Below are 21,938 nucleotides of genomic sequence, written 5' to 3' on the forward strand. Positions count from 1 at the left end.
TAATGAATTAAAAATTACAATCAAAAAATGATTGAAAATTAGAAGTTTAATAGTTTGAACAGGTTTAAGTAGTAAATATATAAAAAGAAAATCAATCATTTGCTTTCAAAAATTTTAAAGATACTATTGGCTGTGAAATAATCTTTATCTGTTAACCTTTTATTATTTTCAATTTTCTGTATAATTTTCCAAATTGTATTTAACTCGATAATATCAAATTTTTTGGTAGTTTTTCCCCATTGATAAATTTCAATCCATTTATTAGAATTAATATTATTGATTTTTTTTTCAATTTCATTCTTTTGTGTTGGATCTAATAAAGAATCATTATATCTGTTGTTGATTTCTAAATCGCTTTGTAGATCATTATTTATTTTAGTAATGTCTATTTCAATTTTATATTCTTTAAGTTTTTTCCAGCACTCTTCTTTTTTTGCCCATTCTCCAATTAAACCTAATTGACTGGTATCACGCATAAACTGGTCAATTTTCAAGAGTAATGTGTAAATTAGATTTTCAAGTTCAATCGATATTTGTTGATTTTTCCAAATCTTAAAGAGGTTTATTTTGTTACTAGTGATAAATCTAAGATATGATATTGAATATGGTACGACCATGTATCTCAAGTCACCAATTGCTTTTGATCCAGCACCATATAAGCGTTCCGCGCTTTTAAAAATAATAGATTTAGCTATCAGATCTTCAAAAAACACTTGATTAGTGTGAATATCATCTGCAATTTTCATGAATTCAACAAAATTTTTCTGTCTTCCTCTTACTACCCACCAAGGTGTCATTTCCCAACTGGCATAAAACCTACTAAGATCTTCTTTTGCAAATTTTTGGTCCTTAGGATTTCGCCTAAGCCATTTTTTTTGCTGACTTGATTTGTCTATCTGTGATAATTCATCAGTAAATTGCCCTCTTGCTCTTTCATAAAACCATCTTGTCTGACTTTTAACTAAATTAGCAGGAGCCCATATTTTTCTAGATAAATGTTCTAATTCAATGTGAAATGGATGATTAGATGAAAGATCAGCTTCAGAAACTTTATTTTGTGTATTAGCAAATCTTGAAATCCTGGAGATTATTTCAGTTTTTTTTAGCGGATCATTGATTACAGTGAGCTTTACTTGTACACATACAGCATTAATATCTGCGTTTTTATATTTTCTTTGTGTTTGAAATATTGAAGCAGTAGTTTGTCCTCCATTTACTATTTGAAAATCCTTAATTGAAACGATAGATTTTCGATCATCTGTAAGTTTAATTGATTCAGCTGTTGCTGAAATCCCATTATTATAGGCCATAAACATATGTGGTTCCTTAATAATAGTATCTCTTATTCCCTTATTAATATTCCCTCGAAACTGAAGAAAAGTCCTAACATTTTGTTCTAGTAAACGAGCCCCGTAGTCATGATAGATATTAGCAAGTATACTTGCTGGAATTATGGCAAGATAAGATTGATAATCATCATTTTTTTCGGGCATTGGGAGACATGAGATTGGAACATTAAATTTTTGAACAAAATCTATGAGAATTGCTTGTTTTCCTGAACCAGAATTATGTATACGATATATATATTCAATATCTCTTATATGGTAATGGATCTTTATGTCTCCAATTTCTGATTGTTCCGGTGGATTGACCGGGATCAACATATCTGAAAGAATATAGATGTTAACTCGAACAATCTCATTAATGATTGTATTAATCTTTTTAGCAAAATCGAATACTGGAGCTGTTTCTTCTATACCCTCCATTTTTCCAGTTACTAAATTACTTAGGAATCGAGTAGAAAGATTTACAGCTGTTTTGATTTCATCAGAATAAAGTCTACCTAATTCATCGGCTCCATTAAATACAGTTACAAAAAGATCAATTGTTTCATAGCCTTCACTTAATGCATATCCATTTATTTTATGAATACGATTACCAATACTGTTTTCCCTTATTTCTCTACAGAGAACAGCACCTTCTGTTTCACTTGCTTCCTCAAGATATTCTAATACCTTTTCAGTAAATTTTTCTTCCCGAATTCCTCCTGTTTTGTCAGATTCTATAAGATCAGCTATATCTTGTAGAACTACAGTTCGAAATCGATTCATTTCGATGTTAGAAACAGACATTTTATTCAGTTTTTGTGTTTAGTAATGAATTTAAAAATTTCCATTGGCCATCTTTTTCCCATTCAAATGAGTCATTTGGTTCCACTGTTTCACTATTTTTTAGATAATGGCGAATCTTTTTTAGGTTCTTTTCCAATGTTTCAGGAGGATAACCCAAACGCTCATCTTTATTGTCTTGTAATGATATTCTTTTAATTGGTGACGCAACTATTTGACTTATAGCTTTTTCATTTTCTGTTGAAATTAACCATACGGTATTTTGTATTTCGAAGTCGTATTGGAATTCATCTCCTGATTCACCATTTTTTTGAATAGTTCTAATAACTTGCCCTTTTTTGAAACAGATTTCATTTTTGAGAACTTGAAGTTTTTTAATTAATTCAAATCCAAGTTCCAGCTCTCTGCGATAAAAAGGGCTGTCATTATCATCATGAGAAAGTGGATTCATAAATGCACGAAGGCAGAGTCTAATTTTGGAATAAGGAGAAAAATCAAGTTTATTTTCTGTAAGATGATTTTCAAACCGATCTATAAGAGTACCCAATTGATCTATTGGTTTTATTTCTCCTGAAGGCATTGGGTCATATTTTTTACTATCCGGAAGAAATTTCTTGATTAATCTTTCACAAATTTTACGTTGATAATTAGCACATGAGGCATATTGTTTAATTCGAAAATAATGCAAAGCTTTCTCAATGTCATTATCCCCCGGTAACCATGCCGGATGGTCAAATCCTTTTGAATGTCTATCAATATACATTTCCTGAAAAGACCATTTATTGTTTTCTAAATGGTTTTTAGCTAATTCATACCATTGCCGATCATAAGTAGTTAAAAAAATCTGATGATCGGTGAAGGTTTTTGTCATAGTTCCTTGAATAATTGGATCAGTCAGTATATCTAACAGAGGAATTCGGTTAGAGTTGTCTAATCCTGTAAAGATATCATCTAAAAAAAGTACCTTGTAATCGGGTGAAGGAACAGATAGATGTGCTGCTAAAAATATGCACACTGCCAAAGCGGATAGACGAGCTTCATTTAGAAAGTGATGATATTGCTCTCTTTGTAGATTCAAATCTATGCCAAAATACGATACGTTGACTTTTATCTCTGGATGTCCTCCACTTAAAGATTCTTCAGTAAGTTGAGAAAAGGAGACTTTCATTGAACGATCAAAATATCTAAGTAGATAATTCAATGTTTCATTAAGATCTGTCAGTATTTGATTGGTACTTTGGGTGAAATCTCTAAGGTTTATTTCATCTGGTTTTGTTCGAACGATTTCAAGTAATGCATTCATTTTCAAATGCGTTTCAGGCCTTGAATAAACGGGGGTGGTAAGATCTGCTAAAATACCATCTTGACCAAATAAAAAATCAAATAGATTAACCTGATAGTCTTGAATAAAGTGAACACGCAATAATTCCCGATAAGTCATAAAGCTTCTACCTCTAGCTACTGAGCGAAGGAGTTCATCATTTACATTTATTCGATGTAAATCTTTAGAAAAAGTAAAAGTTTTTTCTTCTTTTCCTCTTTTAAAATCAACCTCTATAAATGGCTGTTCTTCTAATTCAAGTTCTCTGGAAAAAACATTCTCAGTAAAGTGATAACCAGGTTCGACTGATGACCTGAAGAGATCATTTAATGCTTTATAAAATGAACTTTTTCCACTCCCGTTTTCACCATAAATTAGCAGATTTTTTCCTCCTGTAAGATTGATGAAGTACTTAGAATTTGATTCTTTTATTTCATTGTAGAAAGCTCTGTAATTATTGATAGTGATTTTGCTAATTTTCATAATAGTATTATTGGATAAATACGGCTTTTATCTTTTTTACTTTTTCGTGAGTATCGAGATAGTAAACAGTTTTACGTACAGGATGATCTCTATCATAAAGTACTTTAAATAATTCTTCTGCTAAAGCGGCTCTTTTTTCTTTTATTGGCAATTCTTTTGGAATAATAGATTCCAGTGAATCATATAACACTTTCTTTTCTTGCTGCATAGATTCCAGAAAATATGTGCAGAAAATCAAAGCATCAAGCATGGCAGCAAAATAAGACCTAATAGTACCTGTGCCAAGAGTTTGCTCATTACGTCCTGCTGAAACCAGTAATTCATACAAGTTATCATACACCCACAATTGATGTTCTTCAGGATAAACAAGCGGAAATCTGTAAAGAACTTCATTCTTAATGAAATAAATATCCTTTTTCTGTTCCCCATTGATTCTTACCCAAGCCCCGAAAAGAGTTGAATTGAATAATGCAGACAGATATCTCGCCTTTGCCGGTTCAGGACGTATCACCCAGCAACTATCTGAAAAGGTAGCAGGTTGATCATGATAACAAAATGTAACATATTTTGAACGCTTTAAGCCGACTATAAATGGACCATTTTCTGTGATTTCTTGATCTGTTTTAGTGACAACCGAAGTAGAATCATTTAAGTAAAATTGCTGTATTTCTTTCTCTGCATAAAATGGTATAGAGGTTATCCCTAATGCTTTGTCAGTAGGTAATATCACATTTGTACGTGACTTAAGAACCTCATTTAATTCATCATTTCCAGGATAATATGGTACCAAGCCGCTTTGAAAATCAGTTTCCTTTAAAACATTCTGATAACTATTTTCAATTAGGTTTTTGAATGTTTTTTCACTTAATAGAGAATTTCTCCAGTTTGAATTATTTTTCTCCGAGTCGTCTTCATCAGGATCTATATCATCAATATCCAACTCTTCAGGATAATCGTACAATTGTTCTTGAAAGACCTCATTTACTGCATAAAGAACCTTTTCTTCATCTTCAATATATGGGAAGCTGATTGCCAGACCTATAATCGGAACATCGCTATATGGAGGTTCTTCCTCACGAAGTTTTGAGGTCAAGGGGTAAATAAGTAATAATGCGTTAGTTTCCTCTCGATTTTTTCGAATACGTAAAGGACTAGGATGTTCAGTTTGTGCCTCCTTGCCATTTTCAATCTTATCTTTAATGGTTTCATCAAATGCTTTTTCTAGTTGATCATTATTTAAATCAATGTATTCGTGAAAGTTACCTATAATGTGAGCTTTAGTCAATTCATAGTAAGAAGATGTTTCTTCTGCATCATCTTTACGAAAAGAAAGTCCTACTTTCTGCTCCCCATAATAGACTTGATTATCTTCATTAGCACTGTTATTTGTTATTAAAGCAATTGTCCAATTGACAAGTTTATTATTTTTAGCTTGCTTTTCTATATAATCCTTAAGCAATCCTGTGTGGAAAGATGGCTGTGACGATTGATAATCTATAAGGTATTCAATAATCTCTTTGAAATTATTTCGACCTTGCCAAACAAAAGATTGTTTCTTAAGATGTTTACTTTCATTAGCAACCCCATTTGGAGGGCCAAGTTTCTCAATTAATCGTTGAGTGATTGAGTGATTTTTTTCGAAAAGATCCTTTCGGGTTTTGTCAAATTGCCAGGTTTCTTCTAGATTACCTGAAAAACCAAATTCCATCATTTTTCTATATTGGAATCTATTGGACGCAGTAATCGTTAGGACTCCAGTGTGTGCTCTAACTTTCAAACCATAATTACGTGGTTTTCTTTTTAGTAGCCACATACGATCAAATTCTGCCCTCATTTCTTCGGTTGCTGCTGTAATGTGCTTGTAATGACTTACCAAATCTCCTGTTGTAAATAAGCGACATAAATCCAGATAACCTGGGCGATATCCAAACCAACGTCCCATTTGCATAAGAGTATCATACATTTTGGAAGCCCTTAGGTAGTAGCTTATTGTTAATCCCTCTAATGTGAGGCCACGAGATAGTTTATTTCCACCAACAGCAATTACTGAAAGTCCTTTTTTATTATTTTCATAATAATCAAGAGGTTGTATATTATCTTGTTCCAATCCTCCAAGTAATTTAGACCCGTGTACAGCTCGTACTCTGATCTTTGTCACAGCAGGAAGTAATTCTTTTTCTAATTCATTCCAGTGGATCGGTGTTATTCCTGAATCACTCAATTCTGGAAGTGTTAATATTTCCTGTGTTTTAGGAATAAAATCATGTTCCCATAATTCTTTCAACTGGGCCAAAAAGTCAGGATCTCTAAATTCAATCCTGTTTTTAAAACGTAAAAGTTCCTCTTCAACTTTTAAAGCAATATGATTTTGCCAATCGACAAAACGAGTAACATGTACCAGCATGGAATTATGTACATTGATCTGCCCCCTTACTCTTCGTGCTGCACAGGACAGGATAAAATATTTAATAGCTTTTTTTAAAGTATTAGGTAATTCTTGAGGTTTTGCATCATCTTTTTTATGTCCATCCGGAATGTAATTAAAATTGGTTCCTCTAATATTTTCTCTGCTTAATTCACTATCGTAATAATCCTTTGGCTGATAATCATTAATCGGTTCATATAAATGAATTGGTAATGGGTCTTGTACAGTCCCGTCTTCTTCATCAGATGCATTGTCATATTGTTGATCTTCACTAATAATTCCGAAAAATTTCTCCGGACCTATATAGTTTGAAGGCGGAGGAATATTAACAATGAAATCCCTTGGAAATAAATCTTCTCCGACTGGATAATCTTTATTTTTGAGCACAATTTTCAATCCTTTTCCAGGTTCTTTGTCATCTTTGGGAATTGGAATAAATACATTTGCATAAGGAGTTGCAGTATATCCTACATAAGCACTTTTTCTGAATAAACATAATAATGCTCGAATGGAACCGTTAATTGAAGAAACATTACTTTTACTTATATTTATAGAGGCATTATCTGCTTCATCATCGATCAGTAGCATCGGAAGATCATTGATTATTTTGTGATCTGTTCCAGAAACATCTTCTCCAACCTTAGCGGATAACCATTCTATTAGATTTTTTAATACTGCATTATTTTTCTTGATTACAACAATAACTGGATCACTTCCTTTGAGATATAAATTAATTGTTTCAGCTACATTTCTATGAAAATCACCATTAAGTGCACTGCTTGTTAGTGAATGGGCTGGAACATTGGGATTGAGTCGTCCTACACCTATGCGATTTGTCGTTTGGCTAAAACTACGACTTGTTTCAGTATCATAACCTAAAAACCCTTCATCAATACGTAATTGTGTTTGACTACGAAGTGAACTATGAATACCGGCAAGTACAATAATCAATTTGTAACCTGCATCAGCTGCTTTTGTAATTAGTCCAACGTAATTAGAAGTCTTTCCTGATTGAACATGTCCTACTACAAGTCCTCTTTTATCAAACTCATCGTGAGCATCAGGATCAGCCAATCTATCAAGAATATTGTCTGTCAAATCATCAAGACGTGATATGACTTTTGGTGCTATTTTTTTGTCATCTGCAAGATAAGATTGGTATCGTCGCCAAAACCTTCTATTGTCTGCAGTTCGAGACCATTTATCAATTATCCATGGTTCAACCTTTTCATTATCAAGTATGCGTGGTATTTCTTGAGTTATTCCAGTTACTTCGATCAATCTGACAAGTAGTTCTTCTTGATCAGCATTCTCCAGAGGAAGTATCTGACTTACTTTCTTAATAGCCTCCTTTATTTTTTCGACTGTTTCCGGTGGATCCATATCTAGGAGATTTCGGCATATTTTCTGTGCTTGCTCAAGGATAGATTTATCACTCATCTGTTAATGTTTCTATTAGTTGTGGATAATCGCTAAAAGGCTCTGTAGTCAATAATTTTCTTTTTGCAATATCACTATTAAAACCTTGTTTTATCCATCCAATAAATAATTCTTTCATCAAGGAAACAATTTCTTCAGATGGTGTTTTTTCAAAAGGGCGTACCATACTATCAGGATACTCATTTTCCTTTGCTATAATAATAGGTCCAGGAACTGTTTCTTCAATAATTCTGATTAGTTTTTGAATCTCTTTTTTCTTTTCCGGAAATTTTGCTATTTGTGCAGCAATAACAGGATGATCCTGGTTGATTCTGAAAAAATAACGTTCGTTTTTTACCACCTCATTCCATACAAATGAAAAATCTGTTGATAGGGAACGTTGAATTTGTTTGCCACGATGTCTAAATACTTGCTCAGCTTGAGTCATTGTAGCCATAGCAATTGCTTTAAGACGCTGCCTTGATGATAGTGGAGGACGGGCTCTGGATTTTTTTATATCAATTTGCCAGTCTTGATCAAGATGATTTGGTAAATCAATCATTATCCTGGCCAATTTATAGTGTGATTTTTTACGGGTTATGCCAAGCCAGTCAGCAGCAAGAAGTAATCTTTCATTTCTGTAAATGTAAAAACCTTGTAAAGTATCCCAACCACCTCTTTCTTCATTTTCAATCCAAACATCTTCTTCAAGTTTTGATCTATGAGGTAATACATATGCTTTAACTTTTACAGAACCGTTTTCTAATAATTCTTCAGGGAAAGGTTGGGTTGCAGCTTCACCTTTCAAAAAAGGATCCCATCCATTGACTTGTATTTCATTGAATATTATTTTTATTTTTCCGGTTTCTAAATATCGATGAAAGATCATTTCTATATGTCTTTTCACTTTTTCAGCGACATTATAAAATTCATCTTCAGAAATCTCTTTTTTATTAGTTTCAATGATTCGATCTAAATTTTGCCATACTACAATTGAACCTTCTTCCATATTATTGGTAAGTTCAATATCTTCTTCGTCTGCCATATTAAGAATTGTCCAACCTGCGGTATTAGGATCAGTGGTATAATCAAGATCCCACCGCCAATAAGTAATGGGAGTATTTTTTTTTCTCGAAAGTACTGTAAAAAGACGACACTGTGAAAATGAAGCAGTTTTAAGACCTAATCCGAAACGTCCTAAATCATTGACTTCTCTTTTTATTGAAGGACTTTGGCTTCCAGGTCGCATTGCTTGAATCAATTCGTCTTCATTCATACCTTTACCATCATCTCGAAAGCTAACTTTTGAAAGTTTACCATTCCATTTAAAGTCAATCCAAATGTTTTTAGCCCGGGCAAAAATAGCATTGTCAATGATGTCTGCTGCCGCTGTTTCTGGAGAATATCCAAGATCCCGCAAACTTTCAATCATTGAGCCTGCTGGGGGAACCGCTTCATGCTTTTTTATATTTTCATATTTATGTTGAGACATATTATGATTGTGTCGTTAGTTTTTGTTTTAGTTCTTCAACAGTGAGAGTAATTCCCTTTTTTCTATGTACCATTCTATGGCAATTAGCACATAAAACAATTAAATTTTTTTTAGGATCAGTAATTCTGATTTTATCATCTTCACCTCCCAGTGGAATTAAATGATGTACTTCAATAAAACCTTCTCCCCAACTACCATAAGTTTTGCCAAAATTAAATGTACATACTTTGCATGTAGTGCCATGTATATTAATGGCTTTTTCTCTTAGTTTTATGTTTCTTTCTGCTTTTTTTGAAATATAGACCTTTTTTTTTCCTTCAGTATAACTTTCTTCTTCATCTTCTTCTTCTCCGAGTATTGTACCCTCGATATTTACATTACTATACTGTACAAATCTTACATAGCTTTGAAAAGCACTTCTTAAGTCACGCCTTTTCTTGCTATCTATTCCGTCATAAAGGCTATTTTCAATTTTTTTTAATTCATTTAAATCAATTAATTCATATAAACTTAAGCCTTCTATATTAATAGAAAATTCTTTTAAAATAATATGATCAATCTGATTGGCATAAATCGAAATTGTTCCTTTTTGATATGGTATGCCATTTGGCTTTCCATTTTTTTCAAGCCAATTTGTAAATAAAGCTTTTCTTTGATTGATTATGCTGCTTTTTAAATTACTGGCTATTATTTGTAATTCTTTTTTATTCTGATAAAATTCTTGCCATATACTTTCTTCAAGTTGGCTTCCTCCAATCATTCCTTTTCCTTCAAAATTAGGATCGATTCTTTTAAAGTTGGCAAATTTCAAAGAAACACTACTAGCACTTCGAGAAAATCCATTTCCTTCATTTTTCAAGCTTAACAGATTACTCAATGCTTTGATTTTCGGATGAGTTCCATGCATTAGTCCATAATCTATTTTAAAATATAGATCAAGTGCAAGTATGAGTTCTTCTCTATTCCAAGGAGGGTTTCTCATTTATTTATCTTGAATTCTACATTTCACAAAAAGATAGTGCAGTAATGCATATCCTGTATTCACACTGAGGGCATTGCCCGCTTGTCTATATAATTGATGCCCGCTTACTCCAGCTTCAACAGCATTATCATAAAACTCTTTATTGAATCCCTGTAATTTTAATGCTTCCCAAGGAGTTAGCTTTCTTACAGGTTTTTTGAACAAAATTTCTTTTGGGGTATCTTTATGAGAATGATTGTTTAAAATAAAATCATCAGAGTAGTAATTATCTTGACATGCTCTATGCATTTTTACCATCGTTGCTGTGAGTGTTCTTGCAACATCTAAATCTATCTGTGATTTACTTTTAAAATTTTTTGATCCATCTGCTAAAATAGTATGCTTAATTTTTTCAGAAAGATAATACTTATCATCAACTTTTTTGTCTAATATTTCTAATACATTTTCATACATATTCAATGAATGACCATTTATATTCATGAAATTATCGATAATATTATTTTCAGTAAGATTAATTGAAAGCTCTTTTTTACTACAAACAAAAAAAACTCGTGCTCTTTTTTGAGGTAAACCGAAATTTTGAGAATCTAGAACTACGTAATTAACATATTTATATTCATGCTCTTTGAAAAAATTAAGTATTTTATTTAAAGTTTCACCTTTATTGTGTTTAAGAATATTTCGAACATTTTCTAAAACAACAAACTCTGGATTTTTTTGAGCTAATAATTCATGAATACTGAATAATATTTTTCCCCTTTCATCTTCTAATCCCAGTTGCTTACCTAAAAGACTAAATGCTTGACAAGGAAATCCTCCCAATAATAAATCGAAATTAGACATTTGTTGTATTTTTTCTCTCTCGGAAGTAAATTCAACAATATTACCCATTCTGGCTTCTCCATTTAAATTGTAGTTATTTCCATATGTTTTTAAAGCAAATGGGTCTATTTCAGAAAAAGCTGTACAATGCATATCAATATTTGAATCATATGATAGTAGTTCAGCAGCTTTTCTAAAACCTCCAATTCCTGAGAAGAGTTCTATATATCTCATTGTATAAAATGTTTTATTTCTTTGGCAATAACTTCAGCAAGTTTTACTGGAACCGCATTACCAATTTGTTTGTACCAACTATTAAGTCCTCCTCTGAAAATATAATCATCAGGGAATGTTTGTATTCTTGCAGCCTCTCTTGGACTTAGCCCACGGGATTGCTCAGGATGAATATACATGTGACAATCATATTTCATATGAGAAGTTATAGTTTTTGATACCTCGTTTCTTTTTAGTTTGTAATATTTATCCTTAAAAATATGTTTCCTATTTTTGTATACTAGGATGTCTTGAATACTTTCGTGTAAAGAATTTTCACCTTCAGGAAGACGTCGAAAAATCTCAAGATCGTTTTCATTATTGTAACGAGATCTATGATTCCATAAATAGTTTATTTCTCGATTTTTATTTAGTTCTTTTAAGAAATCATTCTGCTCAAGAACTATTTTGCGTAGATTGTATCCATTTTTTTCACTTTCATATTCGGCATTAAGTTTTAATGGATTTGTCCCTATTTCCGGTAATCCAAATAAGGCATCTTGGAGTTTGTAAAAATTTTCTGTTTTTTGTTTTGCTAACAAGCCAGCCCTAATTTGTTCAATGCTAAGAAAATTTTTGCCACCTATAAGTATATATCTTATGCGGCTCTGGGGAATTCCAAAATTTTGTGCATCAAGTATTAAAGGGTTGTAAGAGTATTCTTCTTTCGTGGCTGTTCTAATATCTTCTTCAATTTGATTTTCGACTTTTTTCATTCCCCTCACATTTTCCATTATAAAAAAATCAGGTTTTATGATTCCGAGTAATTTTACAAATTGTTTATAAAGAATATTTCTCTTGTCTTCAATGAAACTTTTTTGAAGACTTGTTTCATCTATTTCAAAATTTTGTCTATTTGCAGTTGAAAAACCCTGGCATGGTGGGCCGCCAGCTATTAATTTTACACCTTTAAATAGATGTAAATACTGATCTATGTTATCAACGAGTTCTTTGATATCTCCATTGAAAAATCTGTCTAATATTAGATCATGATTGAAATAATAAGTTTCAAGTGCATCTAAATAAATGTCATTAACAAAAGCAGGAACAAAACCAGCATTTGTAAGTCCTTGACTTAACCCTCCCGCACCACTGAAAAAATCTGCAAATAAAAAATCTGAAGTAGGCTCCTGTTTGAGTTCAGGAAGATATTTTTTCAATACTGAATGCTTTTTTGCATTGTTTTTACGTAACGTATAATATAATCCATTTAAATTTTTAAATAATTCTTTTTCAAGAAAGTTTTCATATTCTTTAGGAATTTCCAACCGCTCAGTTTCTTCTACAACAATATTTTCTTCTGCAAGAATTTTCAGAATTTCATTCATTAAATTCTGTGATTTTTTTTTAAATGTCTTTTTGTGATATTTGTAGTAAAATTCTAGCATTTTATTTTTAATTTTTCAATAATGTTGTATAAGGTGATCTCTTTTATTAAAGGTTTTAGTTCACATTCCCAAATTGTTATAACATTCCAGTCAATATTCATTAATTTTTTTTTATTTTCTATATCTTTTTCAATATTTCGATTGATTTTCTCTAGCCACCAGTCAGTTCTTGTTTTTGGTATCACAAAATATTTACAGTCTTTATGTCCATGCCAGAAACATCCATTTACAAATATGACAGTTTTATATTTTGGAAGTACTATGTCGGGAGTGCCAGGGAGTTTTTTGTCATGCAGTCTAAATCTAAGTCCTTTTGAAAAAATAAATTTCCGTACAAGTATCTCAGGTTTTGTATTTTTATTCCTGATCTTGCTCATGTTATAACTCCTTGTATATTTGGAATGTACATCAGTCATTAACTTTTTTTTAAAGTTATTATTATATTTTATCTCGCCTGTTTATTTGTATTTTATAAATGTTTTTATGCTTGCAATATAATCAAACTTTAGTAATCTAAAAAATAGTGTAATTTCTTTAAAATACAAATTGTTTTTTAGGATTTGATGTATAAGTAATTAAGCTGATTGGTAATAATGATTTTAGTCACTTTGAAGAATATTTATAATTCTTTAAAAAGTCAAAATAATCTTTTATAGCTATGTGTTTTTGTGTTGATCCAATAAGATTTGACGAATAATTTAGAATATTATCAAAAAACAAAAAACCCGAAAATTTCTTTTCGGGTTTTAAATACTTGCGGAGAAAGAGGGATTCGAACCCCCGGACCTGTTACAGTCAACAGTTTTCAAGACTGCCGCATTCGACCGCTCTGCCATTTCTCCAGTATGTCGCTTTCATTAGCTGATTGCGGGTGCAAATATAGTGAGCTTTTTTGGTTTAAAAAAAACTATTTTAGGAAAAAAATCATCTTTTTTTGATATGAATTTTTAATGATTTCATTTACTTGGTTTTAGGTTTGAAATAGTTGTAAAAAAAGTTTTTGGTAACGATGTGAATTGAGATTGTTATGTGGTAATTGGCAAAAAGTGATTAGGAATTAGCATTGGTTTGGTGTTTACGTCTTAGCAGAAATAAAAAAATCCTTAAGAATATAATTCATAAGGATTTCTATACTAACTAGTAATTTCTACTAATTTAATATTTCACAAATTCTTTTATTTCCAAGCCGTATCCAATCATTCCAACACGTTTGGTTTGTTCAGTATTAGACAATAAACGAATTTTTGAGATGTCAAGATCGTGCAAAATTTGGGCTCCAATACCAAAATCTTTATTATCCATCTTGATTTGTGGGGCTTTGAATTCGCCTTTGGTCTGTAATTCTTTTAATTCTACAATACGGTTTAGTAAATCTACAGATTGTAATTCTTGATTGATAAACAATACGGCGCCTTTGCCTTCATCGTTAATCATTTTAAACATATCATCCAGTTTTTTATGAGCATCGTTGGTTAATGTTCCTAAAATGTCATTATTAACTGATGTTGAATTGATTCGGGTTAATACTGCTTCACCTAAATTCCAGGTTCCTTTTGTTAAAGCGATATGGACTTGCTTATTTGTGGTTTGCAAATACGCTCTTAGTCTAAAGGTTCCAAAACGAGTTTCGATATCAAAATCTTCTTTCTTAACAATCAGACTGTCGTGTTGCATTCTATAAGCAACCAGTGCTTCGATGGAAACCAATTTCAAATCGAATTTTTTAGCCACTTTTACCAATTGTGGTAAACGAGCCATGCTACCATCTTCATTCATGATTTCAACAATCACACCAGCTGGTTTGAATCCTGCCAATCTTGCAAAATCAATAGCAGCTTCAGTATGTCCTGTTCTTCTCAAAACACCCCCTTGTTTAGCAATTAATGGGAATATGTGTCCAGGACGTGCCAAATCATGTGGTTTAGTGTTAGAATCTACCAAGGAAAGTATCGTTTTGGCTCTGTCTGCGGCCGATATTCCTGTAGTTACACCATTGCCTCTTAAATCTACTGAAACGGTAAAAGCAGTCTCCATAGGATCGGTATTGTTGCTTACCATAACATGTAATCCGAGTTCTTTACAACGACTTTCTGTTAAGGGAGCGCAAATTAATCCACGACCGTGAGTGGCCATAAAGTTGATCATTTCGGGAGTTACTTTCTCGGCAGCAGCTAGAAAATCACCTTCGTTTTCACGATCTTCATCATCAACTACAATAATTACTTTGCCTTGACGAATGTCTTCTATGGCTTCTTCTATAGTGTTGAGTTGTATTTTTGAGGTTGGCATCTGATTATTTATTTTGAGATGGAATTATTTTTTGAAAAAAATTTTGAAATACTTTTTGAATAGGAGTCAGAATGACATCTATATTGATTAAACCAATATCATTTGTTGCACGATAGGTCAATAAAACTGCTAATGGTGTAAGGATCATAGAAGACATCCAGGATCCAAAAAATGGAGTCATTCCATCTTCTTGCGCAATTCTTTTTCCAAATGTATTTATAAAGTGAAAAGATATAAAGATTAAAACCGCAAAAACTATAGGAAGTCCTAATCCACCTTTTCGAATAATGGCACCCAGTGGCGCTCCAATAAAAAACATTAGGAAGCAAGCGTAAACAATAACAAACTTATCGTACAATGACGAAAGATGTATGTTTATATTTTTCTTTTTGGCGTCAAGCTCTGTTTTAGTAGCATCAATAGAGTATAAGTTACTCTCTGCATTACTAGAAGCAGTGCTTAATATTTCGGCTTTTTGCTTATTGTTAAATAAAGACAACAGGTCTTTTACCAAAGGTTTATTTTTTTGAGGTGCTTTAGCCTTATTATCAGTCAAGTTACCAAGTCTTGTTGCACTATTTTCTGTAAAAGAAACAATATCCGTATTTCTGTTTTTGGTTAGTGAATCTAAGGTGTATCTTAAATCACTAACATTTAACATGTTATTGGTGTTTGATACACTTTCGTCTTTGGTATCTACTTTATTCAAATCGGATAAATCGATATTGATACAGTATTTTTTAAAGGAACTTTTGGCAAAAGGTAGTTTGTCGCGATCCTCATACTTTTTAGGAACAATATCTTGATAATAATAACCATCATTCAAAACCAATTGAAGAATGCTTCTTTTGTTACTACTAATCAGTTCTCCGTCTTTGGCTCTAATAACCGTTTTGCTACCGTCACCATTTTTGGATTTTTCATGTATAGTAATTCCAGTAAGGTGATTGCCGTTTTCTCCTGTCTTTTTATTTACCTTGATGTTATAAAGCCCCACATCGCTAAATTGCCCTTCGGTAATAGCAAGTGCTGGTTTGGCCTGAGCAATGTTTTTCCTGAAATTGATAAATCTAAATTCAGCATAAGGGATAACATTATTGGCAAATAAGAAGGCAATAATACTTAAAATTGCGATAGAAATGGTTAAACTCCTCATCGCTCTTTGCAACGAAATACCAGAAGATTTCATGGCGGCGAATTCATAATGTTCGGATAAGTTTCCAAAAGACATTATCGAGGCTAATAAGATAGAGAGGGGAAGAACCAACGGTATAATTCTTGGCATCGAAAAAGCCAAAAATTTAATAACCATTACAAAGTCTAAATCTTTCCCTGCCAATTCGGCAATAAATAGCCAAACGGTTTGCAGTATGAATACAAAAAAAAGAATTACAAATACCGTGGCAAATGTACCTAAGAATGTTTTTAATAAGTATTTATCTAGAATTTTCACTAATAATTAGTCTAATTTATTGATGTAGTACTTTGGGTATTTACTTTGAACAAAGGTAAATTGATTTTTTGGTAAAGGCAGATTTGTTTTAAAAGAATTCACGGTCAATGTCGTTTTAGTCCCCTTTTTATCAATTTCAATCACATTGTTGATGTTTTTCGTTTTAGAATCTATCCCAACCAATATTTCTTTTCTTTGATCTTTTGGGTTTGTTGGAATGAGTTTAACGTATTGAATTTTTTTACCATTTACATTCTGAATAATATCCATTGAAAATTTATAACCTTTATTAAAAAAAGTCAACATTTTTGAAGGTGTAATTGCTGAATCATCTTTTTCATTTACAGTAGAAATCGTGATTTCTTCATCTTCCGGAACAATAGTATAGGTCTTTTTACCATCAAAAATCTTCGTAATTCCCATGAAATTCAACGTATATTGATTTCCTTTCATGATAACAGTTCCTTTACTGTCTTGATTGATGTTTTCTTTGCTGTTGTTCAAAGAATATTTAAAATCAATTGTAATATTATCGTAGCTTTTTACTTTGGCGGTTACTTGATCCAGTAATTCTTTTGCTTTTTTGTCTTGACCTTGAGCCGAAAAACCAATAAAAAAGGCAAGTAAAATGCCAAATAATGGTTTCATTACTATTTTGTGTTGTAGTGTCATTCGATCTTTGTTTTGTTGTATTCTAAATTATTGTTTTGCTACATGTTATTGTAAACCCTATTCATTTACTTCGTCAATTCGCTAATGTTCGTGTGGGCGTGTCTCTATTTGGGAAAGAGGCTTACATACAGGCCGCTTATTCGCCCCTTTCCCAAATACAGCCGGGCTATACGCGCTACAAGGTAGCTAGCTTCTATCCCTCACGCTGTCTCGTATAAGTGAGATATTTGTTGCAAATGTAAAGATCAATAAATCAAAAGAATCTTAAAAAAAGCTAAAAAGTTAGAAGAATCTAAAGAAGAAATTAAATTTGCCAACTATTCGCTGTAGTTTAGAATCTAATTTTCATTATTAAAAAATTGATCCAGACCCGTCATATCCTGAATGTTTACAGTTCTGGCTTTACTTCCTTCAAATGGTCCCACAATTCCCGCAGCTTCCAGTTGGTCTATTAATCGACCGGCTCTGTTGTAGCCCAGTTTTAATTTTCTTTGTAATAATGAAGCCGATCCTTGTTGGGCATTCACTATTACTTCTGCAGCTTCTCTAAATAAGGTGTCTCTTTCGGAAATATCCATTTCTAGATTGATTCCGCCATCCTCACCAATAAATTCCGGAAGTAAATAGGCAGTTGCGTATGCTTTTTGTGCACCTATAAACTCTGTGATTTTCTCTACTTCTGGGGTGTCTACAAAAGCACATTGTACACGAACAATATCATTACCATTGGTGTATAGTAAATCTCCTCGCCCTATTAACTGATCTGCTCCTTGAGTATCCAAAATAGTTCTCGAATCTATTTTTGAGGTAACTCTAAACGCGATTCTTGCAGGGAAGTTGGCTTTGATTAAACCAGTAATTACGTTTACGGATGGTCTCTGTGTTGCAATAATCAAGTGAATACCAATGGCACGGGCCAATTGCGCCAAACGGGCAATAGGTACTTCGACTTCTTTACCAGCTGTCATAATCAAATCGGCAAACTCATCGACAACCAATACGATATATGGTAAAAAACGGTGACCGTTTTCTGGGTTTAATCTTCGGGCTTTAAATTTCTCATTGTATTCTTTGATGTTACGTACCATCGCATCTTTTAATAAAGAATAACGATTGTCCATTTCTGTACAAAGAGAGTTTAAAGTAGCAACAACCTTAGCATTATCAGTAATAATAGCATCTTCGGTATCCGGTAATTTGGCGAGATAATGTCTTTCTATTTTATTAAAAAGGGTTAGCTCTACTTTTTTAGGGTCGACCAATACAAACTTTACTTCTGCTGGATGTTTTTTGTACAAAAGCGAAGTTAAAACGGCATTCAAACCAACAGATTTTCCTTGTCCTGTAGCACCCGCCATCAATAGGTGAGGCATTTTAGCCAAATCAACTACGAAGGTTTCATTCGAAATTGTTTTTCCAAGAGCAATAGGTAATTCCATTTCGGCTTCTTGAAACTTGGCTGAACCAATTACACTTTTCATAGAAACCATAGTAGGATTCTTGTTAGGTACCTCAATACCAATTGTCCCTTTTCCTGGGATAGGAGCAATGATACGAATACCTAGAGCCGAAAGTGACAAGGCAATATCGTCTTCCAAACTTTTAATCTTAGAAATACGGATTCCTGCTTCTGGGACAATCTCATATAAAGTTACAGATGGTCCAACAGTTGCTTTAATCTGTGCAATTTCTATTTTGTAATTACGAAGTGTATCTACAATTCTATTTTTGTTCTCTTCTAATTCTTCCTGATTGATGGTAATACCGCCAGTCGAATATTCTTTTAATAAATCGATGGTTGGGTATTTGTAATTGGATAAATCCAAAGTTGGGTCGAATAATCCAAAATTTGATACTAATCGGGAAGCCAAGTTGTCTTCGATAATATCTTCTTCTACCGCCTTTTCTATAACGAAGGCCTCTTCTTTGACAGGCGCTTCAGTTTTTATAGGTGCCTCAGGTGGAAGAACTTCCATGGTTACTGGTTTGATTGTAGGTTCTAAATTAATTTCAGAAGCGTTTGAAATGGTTGGTTTTAATGCTTCTTTATTTATTTCGAATTGTGAACCGGTAGATTTTATATGAATATCATCTAATTCATCTTCAGGTTCTTCTACTGCAAATTCCTCTAAATTATAGGCACTGTCATTTGTGGAAAGTACAGGGCTTGGAGCCATGTCTTCTTTGATTTCTTTTTTAGTATTCTCGAAAAATGATTGTATTTTTTCTGGAGATACTTGAAGCTTAAAAATGATGTAAATAATTAAACCAAAAACTAATACTAAGAAAGTTCCGGTTTTTCCAATGTAATCTTGAGAAAATATATTCAGTTCATATCCTATTGTTCCGCCTAATTCTGGTAATGAAGTGGCAAAAAAACCAAATAATACAGATAGAATTATGATTACGAATAAGTCCCAGAACCAAATTGCTTTTAGTTTTTTGATCGAAAGACTCAATACTAAATACATTCCGGTAAGGAAAAATAAACGTACGAATATAAATGAGGCAATTCCAAAACCTTTGTATATCATTAAATCGGCTAGGTACGCACCAAATTTTCCTAACCAGTTTTGAACTACTTCATTACGGTCAGTTAATTCGGAAACAGCACTTTGGTCGACTTGTCCGTAGATAAAAAAGGAAACAAATGCTACCAATAAGGCAACAGAAAATAAGACCAAAAGGAATCCTAAAACAATCTTGTGTTGTTTTGATAGTCCCCAAGATTTTTTTTCTTTAGGTTCTGATGCGTTTTTTTTATCTGAAGGTTCTTTTTTTGTTGTTTTTGCCATTCTTGAATTTAATTGGACTTATAAAAATTTTGGGATATAAATAATAAGGCCGATAGCTATTGCTGTCAAGGCTGCAAAAAATACGGCCCCTGCGGCGATATCTTTGATGAAACCAATTCTTTCATGGTAATTGGGGTGAATAAAATCGGCTATTTTTTCTACAGCGGTATTCAATCCTTCTATACTCATGATTAATCCGATGGCCATGGTTTGAAAAAGCCATTCGGTGGTGGTAATGTGAAAATAAAAACCAGCAATGGTCATTATGACTCCAATGGAGAATTGTACCATTATGCTATGTTCTGTTGTAACTAATTTAACAGCACCCTGAAAAGCAAATTTTACGCTTTTCAGTCTGCCTGTTAATAGGGTATTATCTTTTTGAAATTCCATATAGATTATTAAAGTGCGGCTAAAGCTGCTTCGTAATTAGGTTCGTCTGCAATTTCGCCTACTTGTTCCGTGTGAGTAATTGTTCCGTTTTCATCTGCTACAATGATAACTCTTGAATGTAATCCTGCTAATGGACCATCAACGATATCTAAACCATTGTTTTTTCCAAAATTACCATCTTGAAAATCAGATAAGTTTATAACGTTTTCTATTCCCTCAGCACCACAAAAGCGTTTTTGAGCGAAAGGTAAATCCCTAGAAATACACAATACAGTTGTGTTTGCCAAATTGCTTGCGGTTTCATTGAATGTTCTAACTGATTTTGCACAAGTTCCTGTATCTATACTTGGGAAAATATTTAAAACTAATTTTTTACCTGTAAAGTTGCTTAAAGATGCTACTGATAAATCGTTTTGAACTAATTTAAAATCAACTAGTTTTGAACCTACTTTTGGTAATTCACCTGATGTGTTTATTGGATTGCCACCTAATGTTACTACAGCCATATTTTTTGTTTTTTTATTGAGGCTCAAAAGTAAGGATTAATATTTGAAACTAAAAAAAATTGTTTTTTTGAGTTACTAAGGTTCTAAGTTTCTAAGATTAAAAGATTAAAAGATTGAAGTTTAAAGTTTCTGAGTTTTTCTTTTCACTTTTCACTCTTCACATTTCACATTTCACATTTTACTTTTTGTTTTCCGCGAGAGGGATAGGAGCTAGCTACCTTGTAGCGCGTATAGCCCGACAGCATCCCGATAAAAAGGGGTGTCACTACAAAGAGAGTTACCCTTTTTATCGGGATGGTGGCTCGCCCCAATTGTCTCTTTGGGATAAAAAAAATGCACTCTATTTCAGAATGCATTTTTTGGTATGTTTAGGAGTTGGGGTTTTATTTATCGATAGATCCTAAAACTCTTTTCATAAAAGTGTTTAAGGCTTCTTTTTTGTCGGTTCCTTCTTTTATCAGTTTATGTACTTCGAGTGCGCCGTACATATTTGAAATTAATTCACCAATGACATCTAATTCTTCATCTTTCAGCGAGGCTATTTCGGTCATGGCTTCCAGAACTTCAATAGTTTCTATGATGTAGTCCTGATCGTTTTCTTCGATGAACTGAGTCAAGTGTTTTATTACGGGTAACTTCATTTTTTAGAGTTTTGATTTTTTGGAATTTTAGATAACAGATTTAAGAGATCTAGCAATCTAAAAGTCCAAATAATTTTTTAAACAATTTCGTTTACCAATTCGATTAAAACTTCTTGTTTGTTGGTTTGGGTTTCGTTAACCAATTTTCCGTTTACGAAAGTGGCAAATGTAGGCAGGTTGCTTACATTGGCTAATTTTCTCGATTCCGGAGAATTCTCAGCGTCAACTAAAACAAAAGAAATTCCGTCGTTTTCTGAAGCCAATTTTTTGAATTTTGGTTTCATAATTCTGCAATTTCCACACCAAGAGGCTGAAAATTGAACTACTACTTTTTCGTTTTGTGCTATTAAAGCACCTAACGTATCTTCGTTTAATTCGATTAACATAGATTTTTATTTTAAGTTACTAAGATTCTAAGTCTCTAAGTTACTAAGTTTAAAAACTCAGAATCTTAG

Annotated in this window: 16 protein-coding genes and 1 tRNA gene; all 17 read right to left on the reverse strand. The window is 32.6% G+C overall.

Annotated features, from left to right (window positions below):
- Nucleotides 1-95: 95 nt before the first annotated feature.
- Nucleotides 96-2,132 (reverse strand): AIPR family protein, encoded by a 2,037-nt coding sequence (locus OZP08_RS11700; RefSeq protein ID WP_281321901.1) that lies wholly within the window; start codon nucleotides 2,130-2,132, stop codon nucleotides 96-98.
- 1 nt (nucleotide 2,133) lies between these two features.
- Complete coding sequence (locus OZP08_RS11705) at nucleotides 2,134-3,933, reverse strand: AAA family ATPase (RefSeq protein ID WP_281321902.1); 1,800 nt, start codon at nucleotides 3,931-3,933, stop codon at nucleotides 2,134-2,136.
- Between the two features lie 7 nt (nucleotides 3,934-3,940).
- Nucleotides 3,941-7,798: a Z1 domain-containing protein gene (locus tag OZP08_RS11710; RefSeq protein ID WP_281321903.1), complete on the reverse strand. Its 3,858-nt coding sequence runs from the start codon at nucleotides 7,796-7,798 to the stop codon at nucleotides 3,941-3,943.
- The gene (locus tag OZP08_RS11715) at nucleotides 7,791-9,269 is read right to left on the reverse strand and encodes an ATP-binding protein (protein WP_281321904.1); all 1,479 of its coding nucleotides are present in this window, start codon (nucleotides 9,267-9,269) and stop codon (nucleotides 7,791-7,793) included. The genes OZP08_RS11710 and OZP08_RS11715 overlap by 8 nt, the downstream gene beginning before the upstream one ends.
- A 1-nt stretch (nucleotide 9,270) precedes the next feature.
- Nucleotides 9,271-10,251, reverse strand: a complete 981-nt coding sequence (locus tag OZP08_RS11720) for an HNH endonuclease (RefSeq protein ID WP_281321905.1) — start codon at nucleotides 10,249-10,251, stop codon at nucleotides 9,271-9,273.
- Nucleotides 10,252-11,307: a DNA cytosine methyltransferase gene (locus OZP08_RS11725; protein ID WP_281321906.1), complete on the reverse strand. Its 1,056-nt coding sequence runs from the start codon at nucleotides 11,305-11,307 to the stop codon at nucleotides 10,252-10,254.
- Complete coding sequence (locus tag OZP08_RS11730; RefSeq protein WP_281321907.1) at nucleotides 11,304-12,674, reverse strand: DNA cytosine methyltransferase; 1,371 nt, start codon at nucleotides 12,672-12,674, stop codon at nucleotides 11,304-11,306. The genes OZP08_RS11725 and OZP08_RS11730 overlap by 4 nt, the downstream gene beginning before the upstream one ends.
- Nucleotides 12,675-12,727: 53 nt before the next feature.
- Nucleotides 12,728-13,150: a very short patch repair endonuclease gene (locus OZP08_RS11735; RefSeq protein WP_281321908.1), complete on the reverse strand. Its 423-nt coding sequence runs from the start codon at nucleotides 13,148-13,150 to the stop codon at nucleotides 12,728-12,730.
- Nucleotides 13,151-13,491: 341 nt separating this feature from the next.
- Nucleotides 13,492-13,576 (reverse strand) — tRNA-Ser (locus OZP08_RS11740).
- A 313-nt stretch (nucleotides 13,577-13,889) separates the two neighbouring features.
- Nucleotides 13,890-15,023 carry a 3,4-dihydroxy-2-butanone-4-phosphate synthase gene (ribB, locus tag OZP08_RS11745; protein WP_268846281.1) on the reverse strand — a complete coding sequence of 378 codons (1,134 nt, stop codon included), beginning with the start codon at nucleotides 15,021-15,023 and terminating at the stop codon, nucleotides 13,890-13,892.
- 4 nt (nucleotides 15,024-15,027) lie between these two features.
- Nucleotides 15,028-16,476, reverse strand: coding sequence for an LptF/LptG family permease (locus OZP08_RS11750; protein WP_281321909.1), 1,449 nt, complete (start codon nucleotides 16,474-16,476; stop codon nucleotides 15,028-15,030).
- A gap of 6 nt (nucleotides 16,477-16,482) precedes the next feature.
- On the reverse strand, nucleotides 16,483-17,124 hold the full coding sequence (lolA1, locus tag OZP08_RS11755; RefSeq protein ID WP_268849497.1) for an outer membrane lipoprotein periplasmic chaperone LolA1: 642 nt from the start codon (nucleotides 17,122-17,124) through the stop codon (nucleotides 16,483-16,485).
- Between the two features lie 362 nt (nucleotides 17,125-17,486).
- Entirely contained in the window at nucleotides 17,487-19,943 is a 2,457-nt protein-coding gene (locus tag OZP08_RS11760) for a DNA translocase FtsK (protein WP_281321910.1), read from the reverse strand.
- Nucleotides 19,944-19,961: 18 nt separating this feature from the next.
- Complete coding sequence (locus OZP08_RS11765; RefSeq protein WP_281321911.1) at nucleotides 19,962-20,336, reverse strand: diacylglycerol kinase family protein; 375 nt, start codon at nucleotides 20,334-20,336, stop codon at nucleotides 19,962-19,964.
- A gap of 8 nt (nucleotides 20,337-20,344) precedes the next feature.
- Nucleotides 20,345-20,842: a thiol peroxidase gene (gene tpx, locus OZP08_RS11770; protein WP_268846283.1), complete on the reverse strand. Its 498-nt coding sequence runs from the start codon at nucleotides 20,840-20,842 to the stop codon at nucleotides 20,345-20,347.
- A gap of 383 nt (nucleotides 20,843-21,225) precedes the next feature.
- Entirely contained in the window at nucleotides 21,226-21,483 is a 258-nt protein-coding gene (locus tag OZP08_RS11775; RefSeq protein ID WP_116760933.1) for a DUF6952 family protein, read from the reverse strand.
- Nucleotides 21,484-21,560: 77 nt separating this feature from the next.
- Complete coding sequence (locus tag OZP08_RS11780; protein ID WP_116760931.1) at nucleotides 21,561-21,869, reverse strand: thioredoxin family protein; 309 nt, start codon at nucleotides 21,867-21,869, stop codon at nucleotides 21,561-21,563.
- Nucleotides 21,870-21,938: the final 69 nt, after the last annotated feature.

Origin of the sequence: Flavobacterium aestivum (assembly GCF_026870175.2) — a bacterium.
In the GTDB taxonomy this organism is placed as follows: Bacteria; Bacteroidota; Bacteroidia; order Flavobacteriales; family Flavobacteriaceae; genus Flavobacterium; species Flavobacterium aestivum.